The 21835-nt window shown below is 62.0% G+C and carries 13 protein-coding genes and 1 pseudogene; 3 read left to right on the forward strand and 11 right to left on the reverse strand.

Features of this window, described 5'->3' with window-relative positions:
• Positions 1-452 precede the first annotated feature (452 nt).
• The 6 genes from GCU53_RS04840 to GCU53_RS04865 form a co-directional block, all read right to left on the reverse strand.
• The gene (locus tag GCU53_RS04840) at positions 453-746 is read right to left on the reverse strand and encodes a hypothetical protein (RefSeq protein ID WP_152386612.1); all 294 of its coding nucleotides are present in this window, start codon (positions 744-746) and stop codon (positions 453-455) included.
• Positions 747-969: 223 nt separating this feature from the next.
• Positions 970-1254 (reverse strand): cell division protein ZapA, encoded by a 285-nt coding sequence (locus GCU53_RS04845; RefSeq protein WP_152386613.1) that lies wholly within the window; start codon positions 1252-1254, stop codon positions 970-972.
• Complete coding sequence (locus GCU53_RS04850) at positions 1251-1478, reverse strand: hypothetical protein (protein WP_152386614.1); 228 nt, start codon at positions 1476-1478, stop codon at positions 1251-1253. Before GCU53_RS04850 ends, GCU53_RS04845 begins: the two co-directional genes overlap by 4 nt.
• A gap of 143 nt (positions 1479-1621) precedes the next feature.
• Complete coding sequence (locus GCU53_RS04855; protein ID WP_152386615.1) at positions 1622-2407, reverse strand: TSUP family transporter; 786 nt, start codon at positions 2405-2407, stop codon at positions 1622-1624.
• Positions 2408-2578: 171 nt separating this feature from the next.
• On the reverse strand, positions 2579-3421 hold the full coding sequence (locus GCU53_RS04860; RefSeq protein ID WP_152386616.1) for an MBL fold metallo-hydrolase: 843 nt from the start codon (positions 3419-3421) through the stop codon (positions 2579-2581).
• Positions 3422-3559: 138 nt separating this feature from the next.
• Entirely contained in the window at positions 3560-4600 is a 1041-nt protein-coding gene (locus tag GCU53_RS04865; RefSeq protein WP_152386617.1) for a DUF1176 domain-containing protein, read from the reverse strand.
• Positions 4601-4841: 241 nt separating this feature from the next.
• Here GCU53_RS04865 and GCU53_RS04870 point away from each other — a divergent pair, with 241 nt between their 5' ends.
• Complete coding sequence (locus GCU53_RS04870; protein WP_152386618.1) at positions 4842-5219, forward strand: DUF3597 domain-containing protein; 378 nt, start codon at positions 4842-4844, stop codon at positions 5217-5219.
• A gap of 293 nt (positions 5220-5512) precedes the next feature.
• Here the strand turns inward: GCU53_RS04870 and GCU53_RS04875 are convergent, their stop codons facing one another.
• The 3 genes and pseudogenes from GCU53_RS04875 to GCU53_RS25935 form a co-directional block, all read right to left on the reverse strand.
• Positions 5513-15733: a VCBS domain-containing protein gene (locus GCU53_RS04875; RefSeq protein WP_167520033.1), complete on the reverse strand. Its 10221-nt coding sequence runs from the start codon at positions 15731-15733 to the stop codon at positions 5513-5515.
• A 646-nt stretch (positions 15734-16379) separates the two neighbouring features.
• A complete protein-coding gene (locus tag GCU53_RS04880; protein WP_152386620.1) occupies positions 16380-16865 on the reverse strand; it encodes a hypothetical protein in 486 nt (161 codons plus the stop codon).
• A gap of 462 nt (positions 16866-17327) precedes the next feature.
• Positions 17328-17546 (reverse strand): annotated as a pseudogene (locus GCU53_RS25935) (beta-barrel domain-containing protein); the annotation flags it as partial.
• A 60-nt stretch (positions 17547-17606) separates the two neighbouring features.
• Here GCU53_RS25935 and GCU53_RS26480 point away from each other — a divergent pair.
• Both GCU53_RS26480 and GCU53_RS26485 read left to right on the forward strand, forming a co-directional pair.
• Positions 17607-18008: an IS5 family transposase gene (locus tag GCU53_RS26480; protein WP_152388120.1), complete on the forward strand. Its 402-nt coding sequence runs from the start codon at positions 17607-17609 to the stop codon at positions 18006-18008.
• Entirely contained in the window at positions 17960-18460 is a 501-nt protein-coding gene (locus GCU53_RS26485; protein WP_244307155.1) for an IS5 family transposase, read from the forward strand. Before GCU53_RS26480 ends, GCU53_RS26485 begins: the two co-directional genes overlap by 49 nt.
• On the opposite strand, the gene GCU53_RS04895 is transcribed toward GCU53_RS26485, so the two are convergent.
• Positions 18405-19664, reverse strand: a complete 1260-nt coding sequence (locus tag GCU53_RS04895; protein WP_152386621.1) for an HlyD family type I secretion periplasmic adaptor subunit — start codon at positions 19662-19664, stop codon at positions 18405-18407. The two genes, GCU53_RS26485 and GCU53_RS04895, sit on opposite strands and share 56 nt — an antisense overlap.
• Positions 19661-21811: a type I secretion system permease/ATPase gene (locus GCU53_RS04900; RefSeq protein ID WP_167520034.1), complete on the reverse strand. Its 2151-nt coding sequence runs from the start codon at positions 21809-21811 to the stop codon at positions 19661-19663. The genes GCU53_RS04895 and GCU53_RS04900 overlap by 4 nt, the downstream gene beginning before the upstream one ends.
• Positions 21812-21835: the final 24 nt, after the last annotated feature.

Consider the following 21835-nt stretch of genomic DNA (forward strand, 5'->3'; position numbering starts at 1 on the left):
GCCATTCGTCCAGAAGACTCGGGCAAGGAAAACCTGCGGGATGGTCCCGCTCTCCTCCGCCCTCGCCAGGGGCGCGGTCGCGGGCATCAGGCGGCACCATACCCACGGCGGCAATGGCCGGGCTGGTCATTGCCTGGCTCTGGCCTCGTAGACCGGATTGCCTTCGATCTCGAAGTAGTCTTGGCCATAGGGTCTGTTGACGTTTTGGCGTAGGCCGCGACGGAGGCCCGTTTGGCGCAGAACAAGGAACGAGGAGAGAGGTTTGGTCATTCCAAATGAACGACGAGCGACGCGGTGCTGCGCCAAACGGGCCCCGTCCCTGCGGGTTGCGCGGCAAATGCCGCCATGCGGCGTTGCGGGTCTTGGCAAGGGAACACCATTGCCGGCGACCCGCGCCTTGCCTGGCGGCATTTGGCGCGGCAACGCGGCTCACGCCAAAACGTCAACAGACCCTAGTGGATGTACCAGACGCCGCGCTTGACGGTCACATCCGACAGTGCGACGGCGCCCGGCGCCTTTTCTATGGCGTTGTCCATGGCTTCCTTCATGCTCGGGTACATGCCGGTCGGGATGAAGGAGATGATATGGATGACATCCCGCCCCTGGACTCGCCGCCGCGTATCGACGCGGTGCGCTTCGGATTTGATGTCGATGTTCTTGGTCGAGGCGACGGTGAAATCGCCGACCCGGTTGACGCAGCCTTGCAGGGCGGACATGGCCAGCACGGACAGCAGCAGCTTTTTCAATCTCGAATCCTTTGTCCATCGAATTGAAGTCGTTCCGTCGTGAACGCCCGATGGCGACAGTAGCCATGGCCGTGAACGAACATGAATAATATCAATTTGATGACAAAGTCCCCATGCCGCCCCCTGACGCAGCCCGCTGGAAAACCGCTGCACGGGTTTTCCACTACAACGGGGGGCGTCAGGTCTCGCCAGGCAAGGGTCGGGGAATGGCCGGGCTGCCGATCTACGTCGTCTGCAACTGGCGGGCGATCTGCTCGATGCAGGCAGCGAGGCGTTCTTCGGCCTCGCGCAGCTGCTGGCCCTGCTGCAGCAGGGGGACGCAGAGGTTGAGGGCCGTCAACACCAGCAGTTCGTCCTTGCTGGCATTGGGGAAACGCTGGCGGCTCTCCGCCACGCGCTCCTGGAGCAGGGCGGCGGCCTCCTGCAGGACGCGCTCCTCGTCGGCGGAGGCCTTGATCGGGTACTCGCGCCCGAGAATCCTCAGGACACGGACGCCATTCTCCTTCATGCGGCGCTACTGGTGCCGGCACGCTCGATCAGCGCCTGCAGGCGGGCGACCATGGCGGCCTGCCGTTCTTCCTGCTCGAGGGCAGCCAGTTGAAGGTTGTCGTTCTCCTCCCTGGCATGGCGCAGGTCCTGCTCAAGCTGGCTGCAGTTCTCGGCCAGCGTCCGGTTTTGCTGGAGAAGGTCGGCCACAATGCGTTCGAGTTGTGCGAGGGTTGTTTCAAGCATGGTAGGTATCTGGATCCGTAGAGAAGCGTGGAAGGTTAACTAAGAACACTGGCAAGGGGGAAAGTTTTTGACTCGATCATTGCCATGCTGTGACCTGGAGCATCACCTGCCCCGGGCCCACGCCGGAATGCGGGCAGCGATGCTCAGCCATGCCCGAACCAGTGCTGCCAGGCCAGACGCGCCGTCAGGGCCAGTACCACGCAGATGAACATCGGACGAATGAAGCGGGCCCCTCCGCCGATGGCGGTGCGGGCGCCCAGCCAGGCGCCGGCCATCAGGGCGCTGCCCATGCCCAGTCCGAGCACCCAGGCCACATGGCCGGTAGCGATGAAGACGCCCAGGGCCATGGCGTTGCTGACGAAGTTCATGGTGCGGGCCACGCCGCTGGCGCGCACCAGGTCGAGCGGGTACAGCAGCAGGGAGCTGACCGTCCAGAAGGCGCCAGTGCCGGGGCCCGCCACGCCGTCGTAGGCACCGAGGGCGAAACCCTGGGGCCACTGGCGTCTCTTCGCGATCCGGGCATCGGGCCGGTGGGCGGTATCCGGGGTCCGGTTGAACAGCAGATACAGCCCGCAGGCAAAGACGATGACCGGCAGCAACTGGTTCAGCCAACTGGCCGGCAGGTAATGGGCGACGGCGGCCCCCAGCAGCGCGCCGAGGGCGGTGGCGACCAGGGCGCCGTACCACTGCCGGGGATGGAACAGGCCACGCCGGATGAAGGTCAGGCTGGCGATGGCCGAACCGAAGGTGGAGCTGAGCTTGTTGGTCCCCAGCACCAGATGCGGCGGCAGGCCAGCAGTCAGGAGCGCGGGCACCGTGATCAGGCCGCCTCCGCCGGCGATGGCGTCGATGAAGCCGGCGACGAAGGCCACGCTCGCCAAGACGGCAAGGGTGACGGGGTCCATGGCGATTTCGAAGGCAAAGGGCATCGGCTGGCGCGACCAGGGGGAAGCAGGCCGCGGATGGTAACGCGTCGCGCCGGCTGCCGCGAATGCGATGGGGGTGGCTTCAGGACGATCGCATGAAGCTGCAGGTATAGCCGTTCACGCCCTCTCCTTCATGCCGAAAAGGGAAAAGGACCGAGGGAAAGCGTCGCCGCATCACGCAGCCGTGACGCTCCCCGCCTGCATCCGCTCCAGCTCCTTGGCGTCGTGGCTGCAGAAAAGACTCACCTCGTTGCGGTACTCGAGGGACAGCGAGCACAGCCGATGCTGGTTGGCCAGGCGCGCCGTGCGGTCGACCTCCATCATCCGCTGGTAGAGGCTCAATCCAGGCGTGCAGCGGGGCTCCAGCTGGCCGACTTCCTCGCGGTAGAAGTAGGCGTCGCCGGCATGCAGCAGCCAGCCGCCCTGGGTCTGCAGGGCCACTCCGGCGTGGCCGAGGGTATGGCCGCTCAGGGGCACGAAGAGAATCTCCGGCGGCAGACCGGCCAGCTCCCGCACGGCCTGGAAGCCGAACCACGGCTCGCCGCCCGGCGCGTAGAACTTCCAGTCGCGCACCCCGTCCCACTGCCGGGCACGGTAGCGGTTGTGATCCAGGAAGCCGCGGGGCGCGCGGGCCGCGTCCATCTCCCGCTGCAGCACATGGACCCGCGCGGCGGGAAAGTCCTCCAGCCCGCCGGCATGGTCGAAATCCAGGTGGGTCAGCAGGATGTGCCGCACATCCCCTGCGGAAAAGCCCAGCCGGCGCACCTGCTCCAGCGCCGTGTAGCGCGGCTCCAGGCGGATGTTGTCGACGATCCGGAAGAACAGGCTCAAACGCTGCCTCGGCGCGGTCACGTCCCGGCTGCCGAAGCCAGTATCCACCAGCACCAGGCCGTGGCGCTCCGTCTCGATCAGCAGGCAGTGGCAGACCAGCGAGGCGGTCGGCCCCTGGCTGAAGCCGTCGATCAGGGCGCCCCCGAGGGGACACATGCAGCCGCAGTTGAGATGATGGACATGCATGGAAGGGCTCCTTCGGCCGGCGGGAGGCGGGCTGTCGCCGAGGCCATGCAGGTTGAGAGGCTGGGCGCGGGAAGGAGTTCAGCACCTGACGCGGGCCTCGTCGGCTGCCGCAACGGCCGAACCGGAGAGCGCCCTTCCCTACGGTCTGGCCGTGCGCCACAGCTCCGGCCAGTCGTCGGGCGGGCTGCCGGCGCAGCGCTGCATCATCTGTGCGGACTGCAACTGGAAACGCTCGCCGTCGAACAGCCAACTGGCCGCATCGCCGCAATCGCCGACGCCCCTGCCCTTCATGAAATAGCCCAGCTCCCCGGTCCCCTCGTCGTAGTCGACCCAGCCGCCGAGGCCCTCGCCGCCGAGCGGCAGGGGCTCGATACGCAGCGGCTGGCGCGGATAGGGGGGCTGGCGGGCGACCCGGTAGAGGGCGAAGTTGCAGTTGTAGGCCGCGCAGGAGGTCTGGATCAGCACCAGCGCCTCCCGCTCGTTGAGCGCATGGGCCTCGGCTTCGGGCTCCTGGTTCTCCATGTCGGCCTCCTGCCACTCGCTGCGGGTGGCCTCCATCACCGCCTGGGCGATGCGCAGGCGCTCGGCGCCGGCCAGCGGCGCGACACCGGGGAAGGGCCGCAGCAGCGGCAGCGGCGGCTCCTCCGGCACCGCGTGGTCGTCACGCTCGCCGGGGCGGTACAGCGCGCCGCGGGTACCCAGTCTCCCCTGCACCGAGTCCATCAGCAGCAGTGCCGCGGAAAGGCCCGCCAGGGAAACCTCGGCCTCCTCCCCCGCCATATCCAGGCGCAGGGCGTTGCCGTTGCGCCACTCGGCCAGCAGACCGCGCGCCGTGTCGCCCTCGCCGCGGAGGACCAGCGCCTCCCCGCCCGCCTCGGACCGCAGGGCGCCCGCCAGCGTGTCCGGCAGCGGGCGGCCGTCGGTCGACAGCGCGAAATGCCCGGCCTGCCCGCTGTAGCTCAGACGAACCCGCGGCTCGGCCCCGGGGCCGGCATCGCGGCTGACCACCAACCGCAGCGGGCTGAAGCCGAAGGCCGCGGCGCTGATGGCCTGACAGCCGCGCAGGTTGTCGCAGGCCACCACCCAGTCCTTGATCTCGCGGTACAGGGGCACCGGCTCCGGCGCGGCCTGAGCGGCGCCTACGATAAGGAGAAGGGTCAAGGGCAACAGGCGCGACATGGGGGACTCCGTTCGTCATGGGGCGATCTTGCCGCGCATCTTGCGCGCCGGGCCGCGGTGCCACAAGCACGCCCGCAGGGCATCTCCGGCCGCCGCCTGCGGCGAGTTCTGCCGCAACCAGCAATCACAGCTGCCACCTTCCGGCAAATTGCCAGCATTTTCTCGACAGCTACCGTCCGGATTAACAGTGCTTCCCTGATCTATGCTCCTTGCGCCACAACCAAAAACCGGAGGGAACCCCATGGGTCTGTTCAGCAAGATTCTCAACTCGCTCGGCTTCGGTTCCAAAGCGCATGCGGAAGAAGCGATCCCCAGCGGCACGCCGACGACGGCACCGCCCGCCCCGGCAGGTACCGGCCAGGTGGACGTGGTGGGCAAGCTGGAAGGACTGGCGGCCAGGCACCCGGAAAAGCTCAACTGGAAAGCCTCCATCGTCGACCTGCTCAAGCTGCTCGACCTGGACAGCAGCCTGCAGGCCCGCAAGGAGTTGGCCAGCGAACTGGGTTGCCCGCCGGAGAAGATGGGCGACTCGGCGCAGATGAACATGTGGCTGCACAAGACCGTGCTGCAGAAGCTGGCGGAAAACGGCGGCAACGTGCCGCCCGAACTGCTGCACTGATGGCCCTGCGCGCCCGGCCGCCGCTCTCCGAGGGGATGCGGGCGCCGCATTGCCGGGCAATCGATACCAGCTCGGCCACTGTGGAAGACAGCAGATGGAACGGGCGACGCCGGTTGCCTCGAACACTTCGTCGAGGGCAGCCGGCATCGCCCTCTCCAGCACCAGACGCGTCATGACGCTAGCCGGTGCCTGCTTTTCAAGCCGTGTCAGAACTTCACCTACATCCTCCTGCTTTCCCGAACGACTGTCCGGGAGGAGTTGATGCGAAGACCTTGAAAGAGGGGTAGGCCTTATTACCCCTGTACCGCAATGGTCATGCTCAGTTGATCACGTTGCCCCTGTACCAAACTGGTCTCCCCTCCTGCAGGAGCGCCAAATGCCGACATAACATTGACCAGCGCGTGCAATTGTCCCTCGAGTACAGCGTTAGTGTTTATTGCCCCAGGGTTGCCTAGCGAGGCTCCCGGACCGTCGTTCCAGTTCGAGGCGTGTCCAGGTGCGGCTGCATCCTGACCATTGCCCAGCCCCTGGTTGCCGTGGCTGAAGAACATCCGGAAGGTATCGGAAACCGACAGACTCCCCTCAGTGCTTCCGCTAACCGCAACGCTATCGGTTGCCGTCACCCGGATATCCAGATAGTCGGCCACCTTCTTCGGCGAGATTGAGGTAAAGGATGCCGTAGCCTCGTCAAAGACCAGCCAATCCGGCAAGGCGGACTCATCTGCCAGAGTCGCACTGAGACGCAGAGCATCGCCATCGTCGATGTCCGCGAAGCTTCCCTCGGGCAGTTGCCACGAGAATTCGCGGTTGATCGGCACATATTGATCGCTCAAGGCCTGTACCAGAACCGGCGCATCGTTGCTGCCCTGGACCATTACCCCAAGGGTTGAGGATACAGTCGCCAACCCATCGGTTACCTGAAGCAGGAACTCTTCGCAGGCTTGCGCTTCACGCCCCAGGGACTGCACTGCGGCACGCTCATTGTCCAGCACATAGCGGTAGTCGCCATTCGCCTCGACCGTCAGGTTGCCGAAGAGCCCCTCGTATACACCGGGCTCGGCCATGCGGAGGATGTCGCCAGAGTCGATATCATGGTCATTCAGCAGAACGTTGCCCCCTGCCCAAGTCTGCGCATCCTCCACGACCAAAGCGCTGTCACTGGTCACCACCGGAGCATCGTTGGTGCCCACGATACCGACATTGACCACACTCATGGCCGTCGCACCCTTGCTGTCGCTGATGGTGTAGGAGAAGCTGTCGTTCAGCACCTGGCCGGCCGCGAGGCTCTGGAAGCGATCACCGATGTCGTAAGTGATGGCTCCATCGTGCAGAACCACACTCACCCCAAGGGCCGACTCACCGATGGACAGGACTTCGAGCACATCCTTCGGATTCGGGTCGGTATCGTTGGCCAGCAGGTTGCCTGCAGCGAAGAGCAACGGGCCACCATCCTCGTGGACGAGGATCTCGTCAGGGTTGGCTACCGGAGGACGGTTCATCAGCTCTTCCATCCCCAGCCGATCCAGGACTGCCCCGTCGTCGAACGCAATCGAGCCGACCCCTTCTGTCTGGATAAACCAGTTGGCCAGCACAACCGTGTCGGTCGAGCCGATGACCTGCACCAGCAGATCGTCACCCAGTCGCTCGGCTTGCAGATCGTTGGCCGTCAACCCACTGGTAACGCGCAGCACATCCAGGCCCTGGCTGTCGATGATGCGGTCATTGCCACTGCCAAGACCGAAGACGAAGTGGTCATTACCGGCACCACCATCCAGCGTGTTGTTACCGCTGTTGCCGCTGATGACGTTGTCCAAGGCATTACCGTTGCCATCGATGTCGGCCGAACCGGTCAACTCGAGGTTTTCCACGTTCGAACTCAGGCTGTAACTCACTGCAGCCTGTACGGTGTCGATACCCTCGTCGGCGGCTTCGATCACTTGATCGCCCGCATTGTCCACCACGTAGGTGTCGTTCCCCGTGCCGCCGGCCATATTGTCGATGCCGACACCGCCATCCAGCCAGTCGTCCCCCGCGCGCCCCTGCAACTGGTTGTCGCCGCCGTTGCCCTGGAGCAAGTTGTCCTGAGCATTGCCGACGCCAATGATGTGGGCAGTACCGGTGAGGGTGAGGTTCTCGACATGGTCACTCAGGACATGGCTGACGGAGGATAGAACAGTATCGATGCCCGCGCCGCTGCTCTCGATGACGACATCGCCGGCATTGTCGACGATATAGGTATCGTCGCCGGCACCGCCGATCAAAGTATCCGCTCCCTCACCGCCGTCCAGCACGTTACTGCCACTGTTGCCGGTGATCAGGTTGGCCAGGTCGTTGCCGGTGCCGCTGAGGCCGGCGCTGCCGGTCAGCGTCAGGTTCTCCACGTTGGCCGTCAGGCGGTAGTCGATGGAGGCCTGGACCAGATCGGTACCCTGCCCAGCGCTTTCGATCACCTGGTCGTCGGCATCGTCCACCACATAGGTGTCGTTGCCGCTGCCACCGCTCATGCTGTCGGCGCCGCTGCCGCCATCCAGGGTGTCGTTGCCGGCATTGCCGACCAGCGTGTCGTTGCCCTCCATGCCGCGTAGGACGTTGCTGCCGCCGTTGCCGGTGATCAGGTTGTCCAGCGCATTGCCGGTGCCGTTGATGCTGGACGAGCCGGTCAGGGTCAGGTTCTCGACGTGCTCGCTCAGCGTGTGGCTCACCGACGCCTGCACGAGGTCGATGCCCTCGCCGGCGTGCTCGATCACCACATCGCCGGCGTTGTCCACCACGTAGGTGTCGTCGCCCACGCCGCCCGCCATGCTGTCGGCACCGTTGCCGCCATCCAGCAGGTCATTGCCCTCGCCACCCAGCAGGGTGTCAGTGCCCGCCCCGCCGTACAGCGAGTCGTTGCCCAGCCCACCGTCCAGCAGGTTGGCGCCACTGTTGCCGGTGATCACGTTGGCCAGATCGTTGCCGGTGCCGTCGATGTTGGCACTGCCGGTCAGGGTCAGGTTCTCGACATGCTCGGTCAGTTGGTAGGTGATCGACGACTGCACCAGGTCGGTACCCTCGCCGGCGCTCTCGATCACCTGGTCTCCGGCAGCGTCCACCACATAGGTGTCGTTACCCGAGCCGCCCAGCATCAGATCGGCGCCCGTGCCACCGTCCAGCAGGTCGTTGCCTTCACCGCCCAGCAATTGGTCGTCGCCGGCGTTGCCGTACAGCGAGTCGTTGCCCGCGCCGCCATCCAGCACGTTGGCGCCACTGTTGCCGATGATCACGTTGGCCAGGTCGTTGCCGGTGCCGCTGAGGCCGGCGCTGCCGGTCAGCGTCAGGTTCTCCACGTTGGCCGTCAGGCGGTAGTCGATGGAGGCCTGGACCAGATCGGTACCCTGCCCAGCGCTTTCGATCACCTGGTCGTCGGCATCGTCCACCACATAGGTGTCGTTGCCGCTGCCACCGCTCATGCTGTCGGCGCCGCTGCCGCCATCCAGGGTGTCGTTGCCGGCATTGCCGACCAGCGTGTCGTTACCTTCCAGGCCGCGCAGGACGTTGCTGCCGCCGTTACCGGTGATCAGGTTGTCCAGCGCATTGCCGGTGCCGCTGATGCTGGACGAGCCGGTCAGGGTCAGGTTCTCGACGTGCTCGGTCAGGGTGTAGCTCACCGACGCCTGCACGAGGTCGATACCTTCGCCGGCATTCTCGCTCACCACGTCGCCAGCGTTGTCCACCACGTAGGTGTCGTCGCCCGCACCACCCGCTAGACTGTCGGCACCAGTGCCGCCATCCAGCCGGTCATTACCCTCACCGCCCAGCAGGGTGTCGGTGCCCGCCCCGCCAGCCAGGGAGTCATCCCCCAGCCCGCCGTCCAGTACGTTAGCCCCACTGTTACCAGTGATGACGTTGGCCAGCTCGTTGCCGGTGCCGTCGATGTTGGCACTACCGGTCAGCGTCAGGTTCTCGACATGCTCGGTCAGTTGGTAGGTGATCGACGACTGCACGAGGTCAGTGCCTTCGCCCGCGCTCTCTATCACCTGGTCGCCAGACTCGTCCACCACATAGGTGTCGTTGCCCGCCCCGCCCAGCATCCGGTCGGCGCCCGTACCGCCATTGAGCAGGTCGTTGCCTTCGCCACCCAGCAATTGGTCGGCGCCTTCGTTGCCGTACAGCGAGTCGTTGCCCGCGCCGCCGTCCAGCAGGTTGGCGCCACTGTTGCCGCGGATCTCGTTGGCCAGGCCGTTACCGGTACCGTTCAGGTCGGCACTGCCGGTCAGCGTCAGGTTCTCCACGTTGGCCGTCAGGCTGTAGTCGATGGTGGCCTGCACCAGGTCGGTCCCCTGGCCCACGCCCTCGATCACCTGGTCGCCGGCATCGTCCACCACATAGGTGTCGTTGCCGCCACCACCGCTCATGCTGTCGGCACCGCTGCCGCCGTCCAGGGTATCGTTGCCGGCATTGCCGACCAGGGAGTCGTTGCCTTCCAGGCCGCGCAGAACGTTGCTGCCGCCGTTGCCGGTGATCACGTTGTCCAGCGCATTGCCGGTACCGTTGATGCTGGATGAGCCGGTCAGGGTCAGGTTCTCGACGTGCTCGGTCAGGGTGTAGCTCACCGACGCCTGCACGAGGTCAATGCCCTCGCCGGCATTCTCGGTCACCAGGTCGCCGGCGTTGTCCACCACGTAGGTGTCGTCGCCCCCCCCACCCGCCATACTGTCGGCACCGCTGCCGCCATCCAGCAGGTCGTCGCCGGCATCATCGATCAGCGTGTCGTTGCCCGCCATACCGAACAGGCGGTTGTTGCCGACGCTGCCCCGTACGACGTTACCCAGCTCATTGCCTGTACCGCTGGTGTAGTCCGCTCCAGTGAGAATCAGGTTCTCCACATTGGCCGCCAGCGTGTAGCTGACCGAAGAGTAGGCAAGATCGATGCCTTCGTTGGCCTGTTCGACCAGTGTGTCGAGTGCATTGTCGACGATATAGATGTCGTCGCCGGCGCCACCGAGCATGGTGTCAGCGCCTCCAGATCCGTCCAGCACGTTGTCACCGCTATTGCCGGTGATGATGTTGTCGAGCTCGTTGCCAGTACCGTGCAGGTGCTCCGACCCGGTCAGGGTGAGGTTCTCGACATGCTCGGACAGTACGTAGTCCGCCGAGGACTGCACGGTGTCGATGCCCTCATCGGCATTCTCGATCACCACATCGGCACTGCTGTCGACGACGTAGGTGTCGTCGCCGCCAAGGCCGGCGAGGGTATCGGTACCGCTGTTGCCGGTGATGATGTTATCCAGGCTGTTGCCAGTTCCTTTCAGGTCGGTGGTTCCCGTCAGAATCAAGTTCTCGACATTGTCGGTCAGGGTGTAATCGATGCCAGCACGTACGGTATCGATGCCACCGGCAGGTGCCGATGCAGCGGCAAAGCTGGCCATACGCATCAGGCTGAAACTGGCGACAACCGGTTCGCCCTGCTCGATGACCAGATCGCCGGCATCGTCGACCACATAGGTGTCGTCACCGTCACCACCAGCCATGGTGTCGGCGCCCATACCGCCATCCAGCAGGTTGTTGCCGCTGTTGCCGGTCAACTGGTTGTCTAGGGCATTACCGGTGGCCGAAAGGTCGCTGCTGCCTGTCAGGACCAGGTTCTCGACATGGTCGGTCAGGCGGTAGTCGATGGAGGCACGAACGGTATCAAGGCCCTCGCCGGCGTTCTCGACAACAACATCCGCGGCGTTATCGACCACATAGGTATCGTCGCCCGCCCCGCCCGCCATGGTGTCGGCACCGGCCGCGCCGTCCAGCACATTGTTACCCAGGTTGCCGGTCAGCTGGTTGTCGAGCGCGTTGCCGGTGCCATCGAGGTTCTCTGCCCCTGTCAGAATCAGATTTTCGAGGTGACTGCCCAGCGTGTAGGAGATGCTGGACTGGACGGTATCCGTCCCCTCGCCAGAGAGCTCACTGACCATGTCGCCAGCGTTATCGACGACATAGCGATCATCCCCCGTCCCGCCGACCATCAGGTCGCGGTCGCTGCCACCATCCAGCAGGTCGTTGCCCGCACCGCCATAGAGCCGGTCGACGCCCTCCATGCCCAGCAGGATATTGTCGCCGCCATTGCCGGTGATCACGTTGCCCAGTGCGTTGCCGGTACCCGCGAGATTGCCATCGCCGGCCAGCTTCAAGTTTTCCACATGCTCGTTGAGTGAATAGTCGATGGACGCCGTCACCATATCGAGACCTTCGCCGGCCAGCTCGACGACCGTATCGCCGAGATGGTCGACGACATAGCTGTCGCTCCCCGCGCCCCCCTGCATGACATCGGCACCCGCACCACCATCGAGCCGGTTGTTGCCCGCGTTGCCCACCAGCAGGTTATCCAGCTCGTTGCCGGTGCCATCGATGGCTGCCGTGCCGGTCAGGGTGAGGTTTTCGACATGGGCCGATAGCGCATAACTGACCGAGCTGTGCACGCTGTCCAGCCCCTCGCCAGCCTGCTCGACCACCACGTCCGCGGCGGAATCGACGATATAGGCGTCGTCACCGATCCCCCCAACCAGCGTGTCGGCGCCCTTGCCGCCATTCAGGGTGTCGTTGCCCTCCAGGCCATAAAGGATGTTGTTGCCGTCGTTGCCGACAAGGACGTTGTTCGACTGGTTGCCCGTCCCCGTGAGGTTGGCGCTACCGGTGAGTTCGAGGTTTTCCAGGGTGTCGATCAACCGATAGTCGATGGAGGCCTTGACGGTATCGATACCCTCGCCTGCCAGCTCGACCACTTGGTCGGCCACATTGTCGACCATGTAGGTATCGTTGCCGGTACCGCCGATCAACACATCCGCACCGGCCCCGCCATCGAGGACATCGTCGCCCTCCAGGCCCATCAGCACGTTGGCGCCGGAGTTACCCTGGAGCACGTTGTCCAGCTCGTTGCCAGTGCCGTCGATGGCGGTATCGCCGGTCAGCGTGAGGTTTTCCAGATTCTCGCCCAGGGTCCAGGCCACGCTGCTCTGGACGGTATCGATGCCTCCATCGGCCTGCTCGACGATACGGCCCCCGGCACTTTGAACCACGTAGGTATCATCGCCACCCAGGCCCGTCAGGACGTTGTCCAGTTCGTTGCCAACGAGGATGTTGTTCAGCTCGTTGCCCGTCCCGGTCACAGCGGTGCCGGTGAGGGTCAGGTTCTCGAGATTGGCGCCCAGCACATAGTCGAAGGGACTGACGACGGTATCGATACCCTGCCCAGTGTGTTCGAGAATCGAGTCGCCGTGGTCATCCAAGATATAGGTATCGTCACCATGGCCGCCGGCCATGCTGTCGGCTCCCAGACCTCCGTCCAGAACGTTGTTGCCAGCGTTGCCGACCAGCACGTTGTCCAGCGCGTTGCCGGTACCATCGATGGCGGCACTGTCGGTTAGCTCGAGGTTTTCCAGATGAGCGCCAAGCCGGTAGGAAATGGAGGAGCGGACGGTGTCGTTACCCTCTCCCTCGTTCTCGACGACCAGATCCCCGGCGTTGTCGACCACATATATATCGTTACCCAAGCCGCCGATCAGGGTATCCGCCCCTTTGCCGCCATCCAGCACATCGTTGCCGGCCAAACCAAACAGGGTGTTGGCCGCATCGTTGCCGGTGATGACGTTGTCCAATTCGTTACCGATGCCGTCGATGCTCGCAGCCCCGGTCAAGGTGAGGTTCTCGACCTCCGCAGTCAGGGTGTAGGCGATACTCGACTGGACGGTGTCGACGCCCTCACCCGGGCTCTCGACCACGACGTCGGCCAGGTCGTCGACCACGTAGGTATCGTTGCCCACCCCACCTACGAGCTGGTCGGCACCGCTGCCGCCATCCAGCCGGTCATTACCCTCGCCACCCAGCAGCGTGTCGTTGCCCGCGCCGCCTTCCAGGGTATCGTTTCCAGCCTCGCCCGACAGGAGGTTGTCGCCGGCGTTGCCGGTGATGACGTTGGCCAGCTCGTTACCCGTACCGCTCAGGTGAGCCTCGCCGGTCAGCACCAGATTCTCCAGATGGGCGCCCAGGGTGTAGTCGATGGAGCTCCGGACGGTGTCCTCGCCCTGGTTGGCCAGCTCGCTCACGCTGTCGCCGACATTGTCCACCACATAGGTATCGTTGCCGGCACCACCGAGCATGTTGTCGTTGCCGGTACCGCCATCCAGCAGGTCGTTGCCGTAATTGCCGATCAGGGTGTCGTCACCCTCCTGGCCCAGCAGACGGTTGTCGCCGTCATTGCCAACCACCTGGTTGTCGAGCGCGTTGCCAGTGCCGTCGATGTTGGCTACGCCCAGCAGGCTCAGATTCTCCAGATTCTCGCCAAGCGCGTAGCTGACCTTGCTTTCGACCGTGTCGACGCCGCCATCCAGCTCTTCGACGACCACATCGTGGGCGTTGTCGACCACATAGGTGTCGTTGCCCTCGCCACCGGCCATGCTGTCGGCACCAGTACCGCCATCCAGCCAGTCATCACCGGCACCGCCTTCCAGGCTGTCGTTGCCGGCACCGGCCATCAGCATGTCGTTGCCATCGGTGCCCACCAGGCTGTCATCGCCCGCGGAGCCGAACTGCATGGCGGAAAGGTCGAAGCTGCGGCCGTCGGCGAAGCGCAGGGTATCGATGCGCTTGGGCGAATCGCTGGAGCCGGCCAGCCAGTTGGCTACCGTGAGGCTATCGCGGCCATTGATATGGCTGAGCAGCAGATTGTTGCCGTCGAGGCTGATGCTGATGTCGCCGGCCCTGATGCCCGGCCCAAACTCGATCACGTTGCGGTCAGCCTCGCCGAGGCTTTCGATGATGACATCGTGACCATCGCGCAGGTTGAAGCGATAGACGTCGCAGCCCTTGCCGCCGTACAGCGTATCGCTGCCAGTACCGCCACTCAGCGTGTCGTTGCCCGCTCCGCCCAGCACCAGATCGTCGCCTGCCAGTCCCTGCAGAATGCCGCCGTTGGCATCGCTGATGACCACATCGTTGCCGTTGCCTTCCTCGCCTTGCAGGCGGATACCGGAGTAGCCGAAATCGGCCAGAGCGGCCAGCACCGCTGCTTCGTTTGGCCCGCCCAGGGCTTCGTTGAGCCACTGGTTGAGTTGGCTGAGGCCCTCCCAGCCTTGCGCCGCCAGCCCTGTTCCAACGATGCGCTGTAAATCCAGAATATCGCGAATCGCGTCGATAGGAGCGCTGTCGTAGTGTGATTGGAACAGTAAATCGAGTTGTGAGAAATCAAACCTCACCTCGCCAGAGTCATAAATATCAAGATAAACCTCATCAAGATACGGCTTCAATATAGTCTGCATCAAGAGGGCATCATAAATTGAGCTCTTTAAATCATTATAAGACTTTTCTAGAAATCCAGCCTGTGCCGAGTTAACAGCAAGATCTTCTTCGGTAATGTAAATTGTATGGACCCCAAACGCGATCCCTTGTAGCGCTCCACCAGAATTGCGAGAAATTGCTCCGGAAGAGAGTCGAAACAAGATATCGCCATCTCCGTTTTCGCTTTGCGTCTCCTGCTTGGCAAAATTGAAGAAGTTCTGCGCATTGAAAATCTCAAGGACTTTAATTTTTTCCAGAAGTGCCTTTTTCTCGAGCTGCTCTGCGGTAGGTCCGGAGTTGCCGCTTTCGTCAATAGATATTCCGGCACCTCCACCACTCCCCGCCCCTGCCCCCCCTGAAGAGAATGAAAGGCCGCTGCTCGGCTTGTTCCAGGAATAGGCGAACTTAAACTCAACCTCCAGATAACCCAAATCATGACTTAGATCACTGACTCGCTGATCAAAAGTACGAAAATTGCTACTACTCGCCCACTCGGCAATCAACTTATCAAGCAATGCAAGTTGATGGCCACGAGTAGTCGCCTGCGAGTATTGAGTCAATACAACACGCAGGCCGTCATCCAGCATCGCGGCTTCCTGCAAATCCCGAACCGCACCGGATCCCTGCATATGGGGTAAAACTGCAACCTCTTCACTAACCTCAATTCGGTAAGTATATTCCCGATAGAATGGATTGCTAGCCAGGTCCAGGTTTGCGGCCAGACTCTGGTTGGCATTAACTTCACCTTCACTGCCATCCAAGCGCACGAAACTGCCAACGACGCTTATCAGGTTGCCGTTGCTTGTCTGAGCAGTACTCTTAGCCGTGAGATTGATGGATGCGATATTGCTTTCCGCCAAGGTTATCAGCTCATCAGGCTGGGATACGCCATCCTGATTGATATCCTGCCAGACCATCACACTGGCAAAGTGATTATCCTTGGAATCGAATATGCTGTCTTTATTGCTGTCCAGCTCACGCAGTGCGTCGAAACCGTCGCTGGCCTTGCTACCACTCTGCTTTACGGTATCAACTCCGAAAAGCTCACTCCCATTATCAACGAGGCCATTACCATTCAAGTCACGCACTACGAAACCATCATCGCCCTTGATCCAGCCAGTTCCGGTTTTTAGGCTATCGCCGTCAAAGTCGAAGACAATGCCCGTATCGGCGGAAGTGGTCTCTATACCGTCGCCATCAATATCAAGCACAAGAGGATCATAGCGAGGAAGCCATCTTATGGCTGATTGATAATTAGTAGAAACCATCGATGCAATGGCGCAGCTCGATCCAGTATCATAGTACTGATGTAAAGGGCTAGGAATCTCAATGCCCTTCCAGTCGCTATCAAATGGCCCTTCAGGCCAAGCTGGAGGGAAATTAAGCCTAGGGTCACCAGTTGGTATTCTATCCTCTGGATCGTTTACGGTAGTATCATCTAGCGGGTTCTCCTTCCAATCGAAATACGGGAACCAAACAGCACCATCACCGCCAGCCCCATGATCTTCAGAAAGTCCACCGTCCGCGCCGTTAGACCTATCCATGATCTCTCTTGCTCTACGAACAACATCCTCCCAGCTTGTGGCATCTTTGCCAACGCTGATCCCAAGCTCATTATTCCTATTGTCCATATTTTCAGCCTGCGGCAACTGCCCATCGGCATTGCCCGTCAACTCATGGCCTGACAATATAGTCCGAGCGTATGCTTCGTTTGTGAGCCTAGTAAGCTCCGCCGCCAACAACATATGCCGATATGCATCCGCAGGCCCATCAGTCCTCCCTGGAAGCTGGGACTTAAGGGATTCCCCTATCGCCTTATTAGACGCACCAATGGTTGCTGCATTGTATGCAGTCAACTTAACCTTGGCTAGTATAGACATAAAACTCCCTATAAAGAAGTGCCAGCAATGAACTCGCAAACACAACGCAAAATTCCTGGCTCTGCGTATCGAGCCAAAATAAAGCAGCTAGTATGCGGCGAAGTGTAAACATTACAGTGCGCGACTTTAATCCCCCCCCTCTCTCCCTCAAGGTCAAAGCCACATCAAACCTTCCAGCCTTTGATCGAAGCTTAAATTCGGAGTAGTCCGTCGAGCTAAAGTGTGGCTTGCTGTTATGCTCAACAAACACAACTTCATCTCGAATAACAACTCCATTTACCGACGCAGAAAGAATTTCAACATCAGAGCCACTAGTGTTCGAAACCACAAGCCTATGTCTATCGAACATATAAAAATCCAACAACCAAAGCATCGCTATCGCAAAGATCGCGACCCCAAAAGAAAAAGAAATATACCCAATGAAATGGCGTAGGATAATTTTGCTTTTTTTGCTCTCACCCATAACTTCCCCCTTTTAAAAACAGCCCCACAAACCATGCAAGCACCTAGGAATATATAGCCAACCCCAACATGTATTTATACCAGCAACCACAGCAACCCGCGCACCACTTAAGCTCTTAAAAGAATGTTTTCCGATCTTCTTTCTTCCTCTTAGCTGTGTAGTCCAGTGCTTTAAGTAGACACACAGAGAGGCACATCGAAATATGCCCAATCACTTTCATTAGATTCTTATAAAAGACAACCAAGATCAATCCCTTGAAGCCAGCAGCTCACAACTGAAGGTCATAAATTCTCCTTTAGGAAATTGCAGAAGCACCAATAACCAACACGCACAACAATACATCAGCCGTAACCAAAATAGCCTTTTTAAAAAGACCCAAAGCCAGCTACCCATATTTACAATCAAGCAGATACAGATACCTGGAATCCACTTAATGCATTAACCAACACACACGCGCAGCTATTACCGTTCAGATAAGCTCTCATTTGTGTATTGCTTAAGCGGATTCAGAAAGTAATCGATCACTCTCCGCTTGTCCGTCCTCACCTCCGCCCGCACCGCCATCCCCGGCGACAGAGCGATATCCTGGTCCCCCACACGCATGTGCTTCTCCTTGAGCTGAATCCGCGCGCTATACACCAGCCCCAACTTCTCGTCCTCGATGGCATCGTTGGAAATATTAGGGTTTGTCTGAAAAGTCGATTTGGCTAAAATGCCGCCTCCGTTGTTCCGAGCGCAGCCATGTCAGGCCGTTACGAGATTTCTGCCCAGCGCTGGGCGATGATCGAAGCCATCGTTTCTCCCCCTCAACGCATGGGCCGCCCCCGGCGAGATGACCGCCAGATGCTCAACGGCATCTTCTGGATTCTGTGCTCAGGGGCCAAGTGGCGCGATCTTCCCGAGCGTTATGGCCCCTGGAAGACGGTATATCAGCGCTTCAGGCTGTGGCGTGACAACGGCACCTTCGAGCAGGTGCTGCGGCATCTGCATCTGCGTCTGCGTGAGGACGGCTTTATCGACCTGGATACCTGGATGGTCGACTCAACGTCGATTCGGGCCACCAGAGCCGCCAGCGGTGCGAGAAAAAAAGGGGCCTGCAAGAGCCGCAGCACCAATGTCTCGGCCGAAGCCGTGGTGGGCTGACCACCAAGCTTCATCTGGCCTGTGACAGCAACGGGTATCCGCTGGCAGTGATGCTTTCACCCGGGCAGGACGCCGACTCGCGCTATTTCATGCCCTTGCTTGAGCAGATCAGCCTGCCTGGCAGCCAGGGTCGTCCGCGCAAGCGCTGCCGGTATGTACTGGCTGACAAAGGCTACGACAGCGAAAGCCTGCGCCAATACTGCGACCGGTATGGCATGAAGCCCATCATTCCCTTACGCAAGATGCACCGTAAGCCTCGACCGGGCTTGCCTCGCCTATTTGACAGACCACAGTACCAAAAGCGCAACGCCATTGAACGACTGTTCAGTTGGCTCAAGGAAAAGCGCCGTCTTTGCACCCGTTATGACAAGCTGGCCAGCAGTTTCAAGGCCATGGTCACGCTGGCCTGCATCGAAAAATGCTTACGTGCCGACTTTTCAGACAAACCCTAGTCACGGTGCCATGCACCACCCCGTACTTGGTAAAGGTAAAGGTCTCGACCTTGATCTCCACTTCCTGCCCTGGACGGACGAAGCCGATGTCCTTGTTTTCCAGCATGGCTTCCACTTCCACCGGCTCGTCGCTGGGGACGATGACCATCAGCGGCTGGGCGGCGGTGACCACCCCGCCAGGAGTGTGGATGTCCAACTGCTGTACAGTGCCGTCCACCGGGGCGGCGAGGGCCATCAGGCGATTGCGCTGCTCGGCCTTCTTCAACTCCTGGGCCAGGGCCGCAGCGCGCTGTTCGGACTCGTGCTGCAGGTCGAGCATGGCGCGGCGGGTTTCGGCGAGGATGCTGGCATGGCGACTCTCGGCGGCCTTCCTGGCCGCCGCGAGCTCGACGATACGCCCCTGCTGGGCGGCCAGTTCGCGTTCCTGGTCGAGGCGCAGCTGCTCCTTTTCCAGGTAGGCATTGCGGGTCATGAATTGCTCTTTCAGCAGCTCCTTGTAGTCGCTCGCCAGCCTCCGGCTGATCGCCAGGGTCTGCTGGAGGGTAGCCACGCTGGCCCTGGCGGACGAGATTTCCGCCGCACGTTGCTCGATCTCGGCCTTCGCCTGGTCAAGGGCGCTTTGCAACTCCAGGTACTGGCCCTGCAGCCAGCGCTGGGCGGCCAGTCGCTGTTCGGGGCTGGCTTGTGGGAGGTGTTCGACCAGCGAAGGCGGTTCGCGCCGTGTCTGGATCGCTTCCAGCAATGCCGTGGCGCGGGCGTTGTCGACCTGGGCAGCCAGCAGGTCGCTCTTCAGGCGTTCGACGTCGGCGGCAGTGATCTGCGTGTCCAGCTCGACCAGCAATTGGCCGGCCTTGACCGATTGACCGTCACGCACGTGGATGGCCTTGACTACGGCCACTTCGCTGGGCTGGACGATCTTGCTCCTGCCACTGGGTACGATCCTGCCGCTGGCGGTGGCGACCACATCGATCTCGCCGATGCAGGCCCACAGCAGGGCCAGGGCGGCGAAGGCCATGATGGTCCACTGGAGGTAGCGCGGCGCCGGATGGACCGGCTGCTCCTGCAGAGCCAGGGCCGCCGGCAGGAATTGCACTTCGTGAGGCAGACGCGGTGGCGCGTCGAGAGCTCGGCGATTGCGCCAGGCCTGATGCCAGACACTGCGATAGCGCCCCAACAGGGATCGTGCGGCGGAAGGCTGGTTCATGCGGCATCTCCCTGTTGTAGGCGGTACAAGCGCGAGTAGTGGCCGGCCTGATGAGCCAGCAACTCGGCATGGCTGCCCTGCTCGACGATCTGCCCGCGATCCATGACCAGAATGCGCTGGGCATCGCGCACGGCGGACAGCCGGTGGGCGATAACGATCACCGTGCGTCCCCGGCAGATGGCCTTCATGTTCTGCTGGACGATCCGTTCGGACTCATAGTCCAGGGCGCTGGTGGCCTCGTCGAAGATCAGGATGCGCGGATTGCCGATCAGCGCCCGGGCGATGGCGATGCGCTGACGCTGGCCCCCGGACAGCGAGGCGCCGTGCTCGCCGACGAGGGTGTCGTAGCCTTCCGGCAGCTCGAGGATGAACTCGTGCGCACCGGCCAGCCGAGCGGCCTGGATCACCGCCTCGATCGGCGCGCCGGGATCGGTCAGGGCGATGTTCTCGCGGATGCTGCGGTTGAACAGCAGGTTGTCCTGCAGCACCACACCGATCTGCCGGCGCAGCGAGGAGACATCGGCCAGCGCCAGATCCACGCCATCCACCAGTACGCGACCACGCTCGGGCACGTAGAGACGTTGCAGCAGGCGGGTCAGGGTGCTCTTGCCGGAGCCGGAGCGCCCGACCACGCCAATCACCTCGCCGGGGCGGATGCTCAGGCTGATGCCGCGCAGCACCTCGGAGCCGTCCGGCCGGTAGCGAAAATGCACCTGATCGAATTCCACCTGCCCCTTGAGCGGCGGCAGTGCGCTGCGTGTGCTCTGGGCCAGTTCGGTACGGGTATTGAGGATGTCGCCCAGGCGCTGCACCGAGACGCCGGTCTGCTGGAAACTGGTCCACAACTGGGCCAGGCGCATGATCGGCTGCGACACGCGGCCGGCGAGCATGTTGAAGGCGATCAGTTGCCCGACCGACAGCTCGCCGTCGATCACCAGCCGCGCGCCCAGCCAGAGGGTGGCGACGGTCACCAGCTTGCCGACCAGGCCGACGCTTTCGTTGGCGATGGTCGAGAGGGTCTGGGTCTTGAAGCTGGCTGCCACGTAGCCGGCCAGCTGGTTGTCCCACCTGCGCCCCATCTGCGGCTCCACTGCCATGGCCTTGAGGGTGTCGATGCCGTTGACGGTTTCCACCAGGAAGGCCTGGTTTTCCGCACCGCGGTTGAAGCTCTCCTGCAGGCGGGCACGCAGCAGCGGCGTGACGAACAGGGAGATGAGGAAATACAGCGGCAGCGAGAGCAGCACGACCAGGGTCAGCCAGCCGCTGTAGTAGAACATCACGGCGATGAACACCACCGAGAACAGCACGTCGAGGATCAGGGTAATGGCGTTGCCGGTGAGGAAACTGCGAATGTTTTCCAGCTCGCGCACCCGCGCCACCGAGTCGCCTACCCGGCGCGCCTGGAAGTACGCCAGCGGCAGACCGATCAGATGGCGAAACAGCCGAGAACCCAATTCGACATCGATGCGGCTGGCAGTGTGGGCGAACACGTAGCTGCGCAGGCCGCTCAGGGCAGTCTCGAACAGCATGATGCCGAGCAGGCCTATGGCGATGACGTCCAGGGTGCTGAGGCCTCGATGCACCAGCACCTTGTCCATCACCACCAGGAAGAACAAGGGTGTGACCAGGGCGAAGATCTGCAGCACGAAGGACACCAGCAGCACCTCGCCAAGCAGCTTGCGATACTTGACGATGGCCGGGATGAACCAGGTGAAGTCGAATTTCGCCAGCTCGCCGGCCAGGGAAGCCTCGGAGCGGATCAAAATCAGCTCGCCGGTCCAGCGCGCCGCCAGATCCTCGAAGCTCAAGACCTCGGGACGCTGGGCCAGGGGATCGTGGATCAGTGCCTTGCCGTCGTCGATGCGTGCGACGATGAAGAAGCGCCCGTCGGTCGAAGCGGCAATGGCAGGAAGCGGGGTGTGGACGAGGCGCTCGACCTTGCTGCGAGCCGCCTTGGCCTTGAGGCCCAGCCGCTTGGCGGCCAGCAGCAGCTCCGGCTGGGCGAAGGGGCGGCCATCCTCGGCGAATTCATGGACGAGTTGTTCGGGGGAGGCGGCAATATTATGGAAGCGGGCCAGCATGACCAAACATGCAAGTCCGCTATCGACGGAAGAGGACGCACCTGCTCCCTGGTGTGCAGCTGACATGGGCATTCCTTTGAACAGAGGTCG

This window comes from Azotobacter salinestris, from assembly GCF_009363155.1.
GTDB lineage: Bacteria > Pseudomonadota > Gammaproteobacteria > Pseudomonadales > Pseudomonadaceae > Azotobacter > Azotobacter salinestris.

Bases quoted from the DNA above. Each gene is read 5' to 3' on its own strand.
- GCU53_RS04860 (WP_152386616.1), bottom strand. From the start codon at position 3,421: ATGCATGTCCATCATCTCAACTGCGGCTGCATGTGTCCCCTCGGGGGC.
- GCU53_RS26480 (WP_152388120.1), top strand. From the start codon at position 17,607: ATGTCAGGCCGTTACGAGATTTCTGCCCAGCGCTGGGCGATGATCGAA.
- GCU53_RS04870 (WP_152386618.1), top strand. From the start codon at position 4,842: ATGGGTCTGTTCAGCAAGATTCTCAACTCGCTCGGCTTCGGTTCCAAA.
- GCU53_RS04850 (WP_152386614.1), bottom strand. From the start codon at position 1,478: ATGCTTGAAACAACCCTCGCACAACTCGAACGCATTGTGGCCGACCTT.
- GCU53_RS04865 (WP_152386617.1), bottom strand. From the start codon at position 4,600: ATGTCGCGCCTGTTGCCCTTGACCCTTCTCCTTATCGTAGGCGCCGCT.
- GCU53_RS04900 (WP_167520034.1), bottom strand. From the start codon at position 21,811: ATGTCAGCTGCACACCAGGGAGCAGGTGCGTCCTCTTCCGTCGATAGC.
- GCU53_RS04880 (WP_152386620.1), bottom strand. From the start codon at position 16,865: ATGGGTGAGAGCAAAAAAAGCAAAATTATCCTACGCCATTTCATTGGG.
- GCU53_RS04845 (WP_152386613.1), bottom strand. From the start codon at position 1,254: ATGAAGGAGAATGGCGTCCGTGTCCTGAGGATTCTCGGGCGCGAGTAC.
- GCU53_RS04895 (WP_152386621.1), bottom strand. From the start codon at position 19,664: ATGAACCAGCCTTCCGCCGCACGATCCCTGTTGGGGCGCTATCGCAGT.
- GCU53_RS04855 (WP_152386615.1), bottom strand. From the start codon at position 2,407: ATGCCCTTTGCCTTCGAAATCGCCATGGACCCCGTCACCCTTGCCGTC.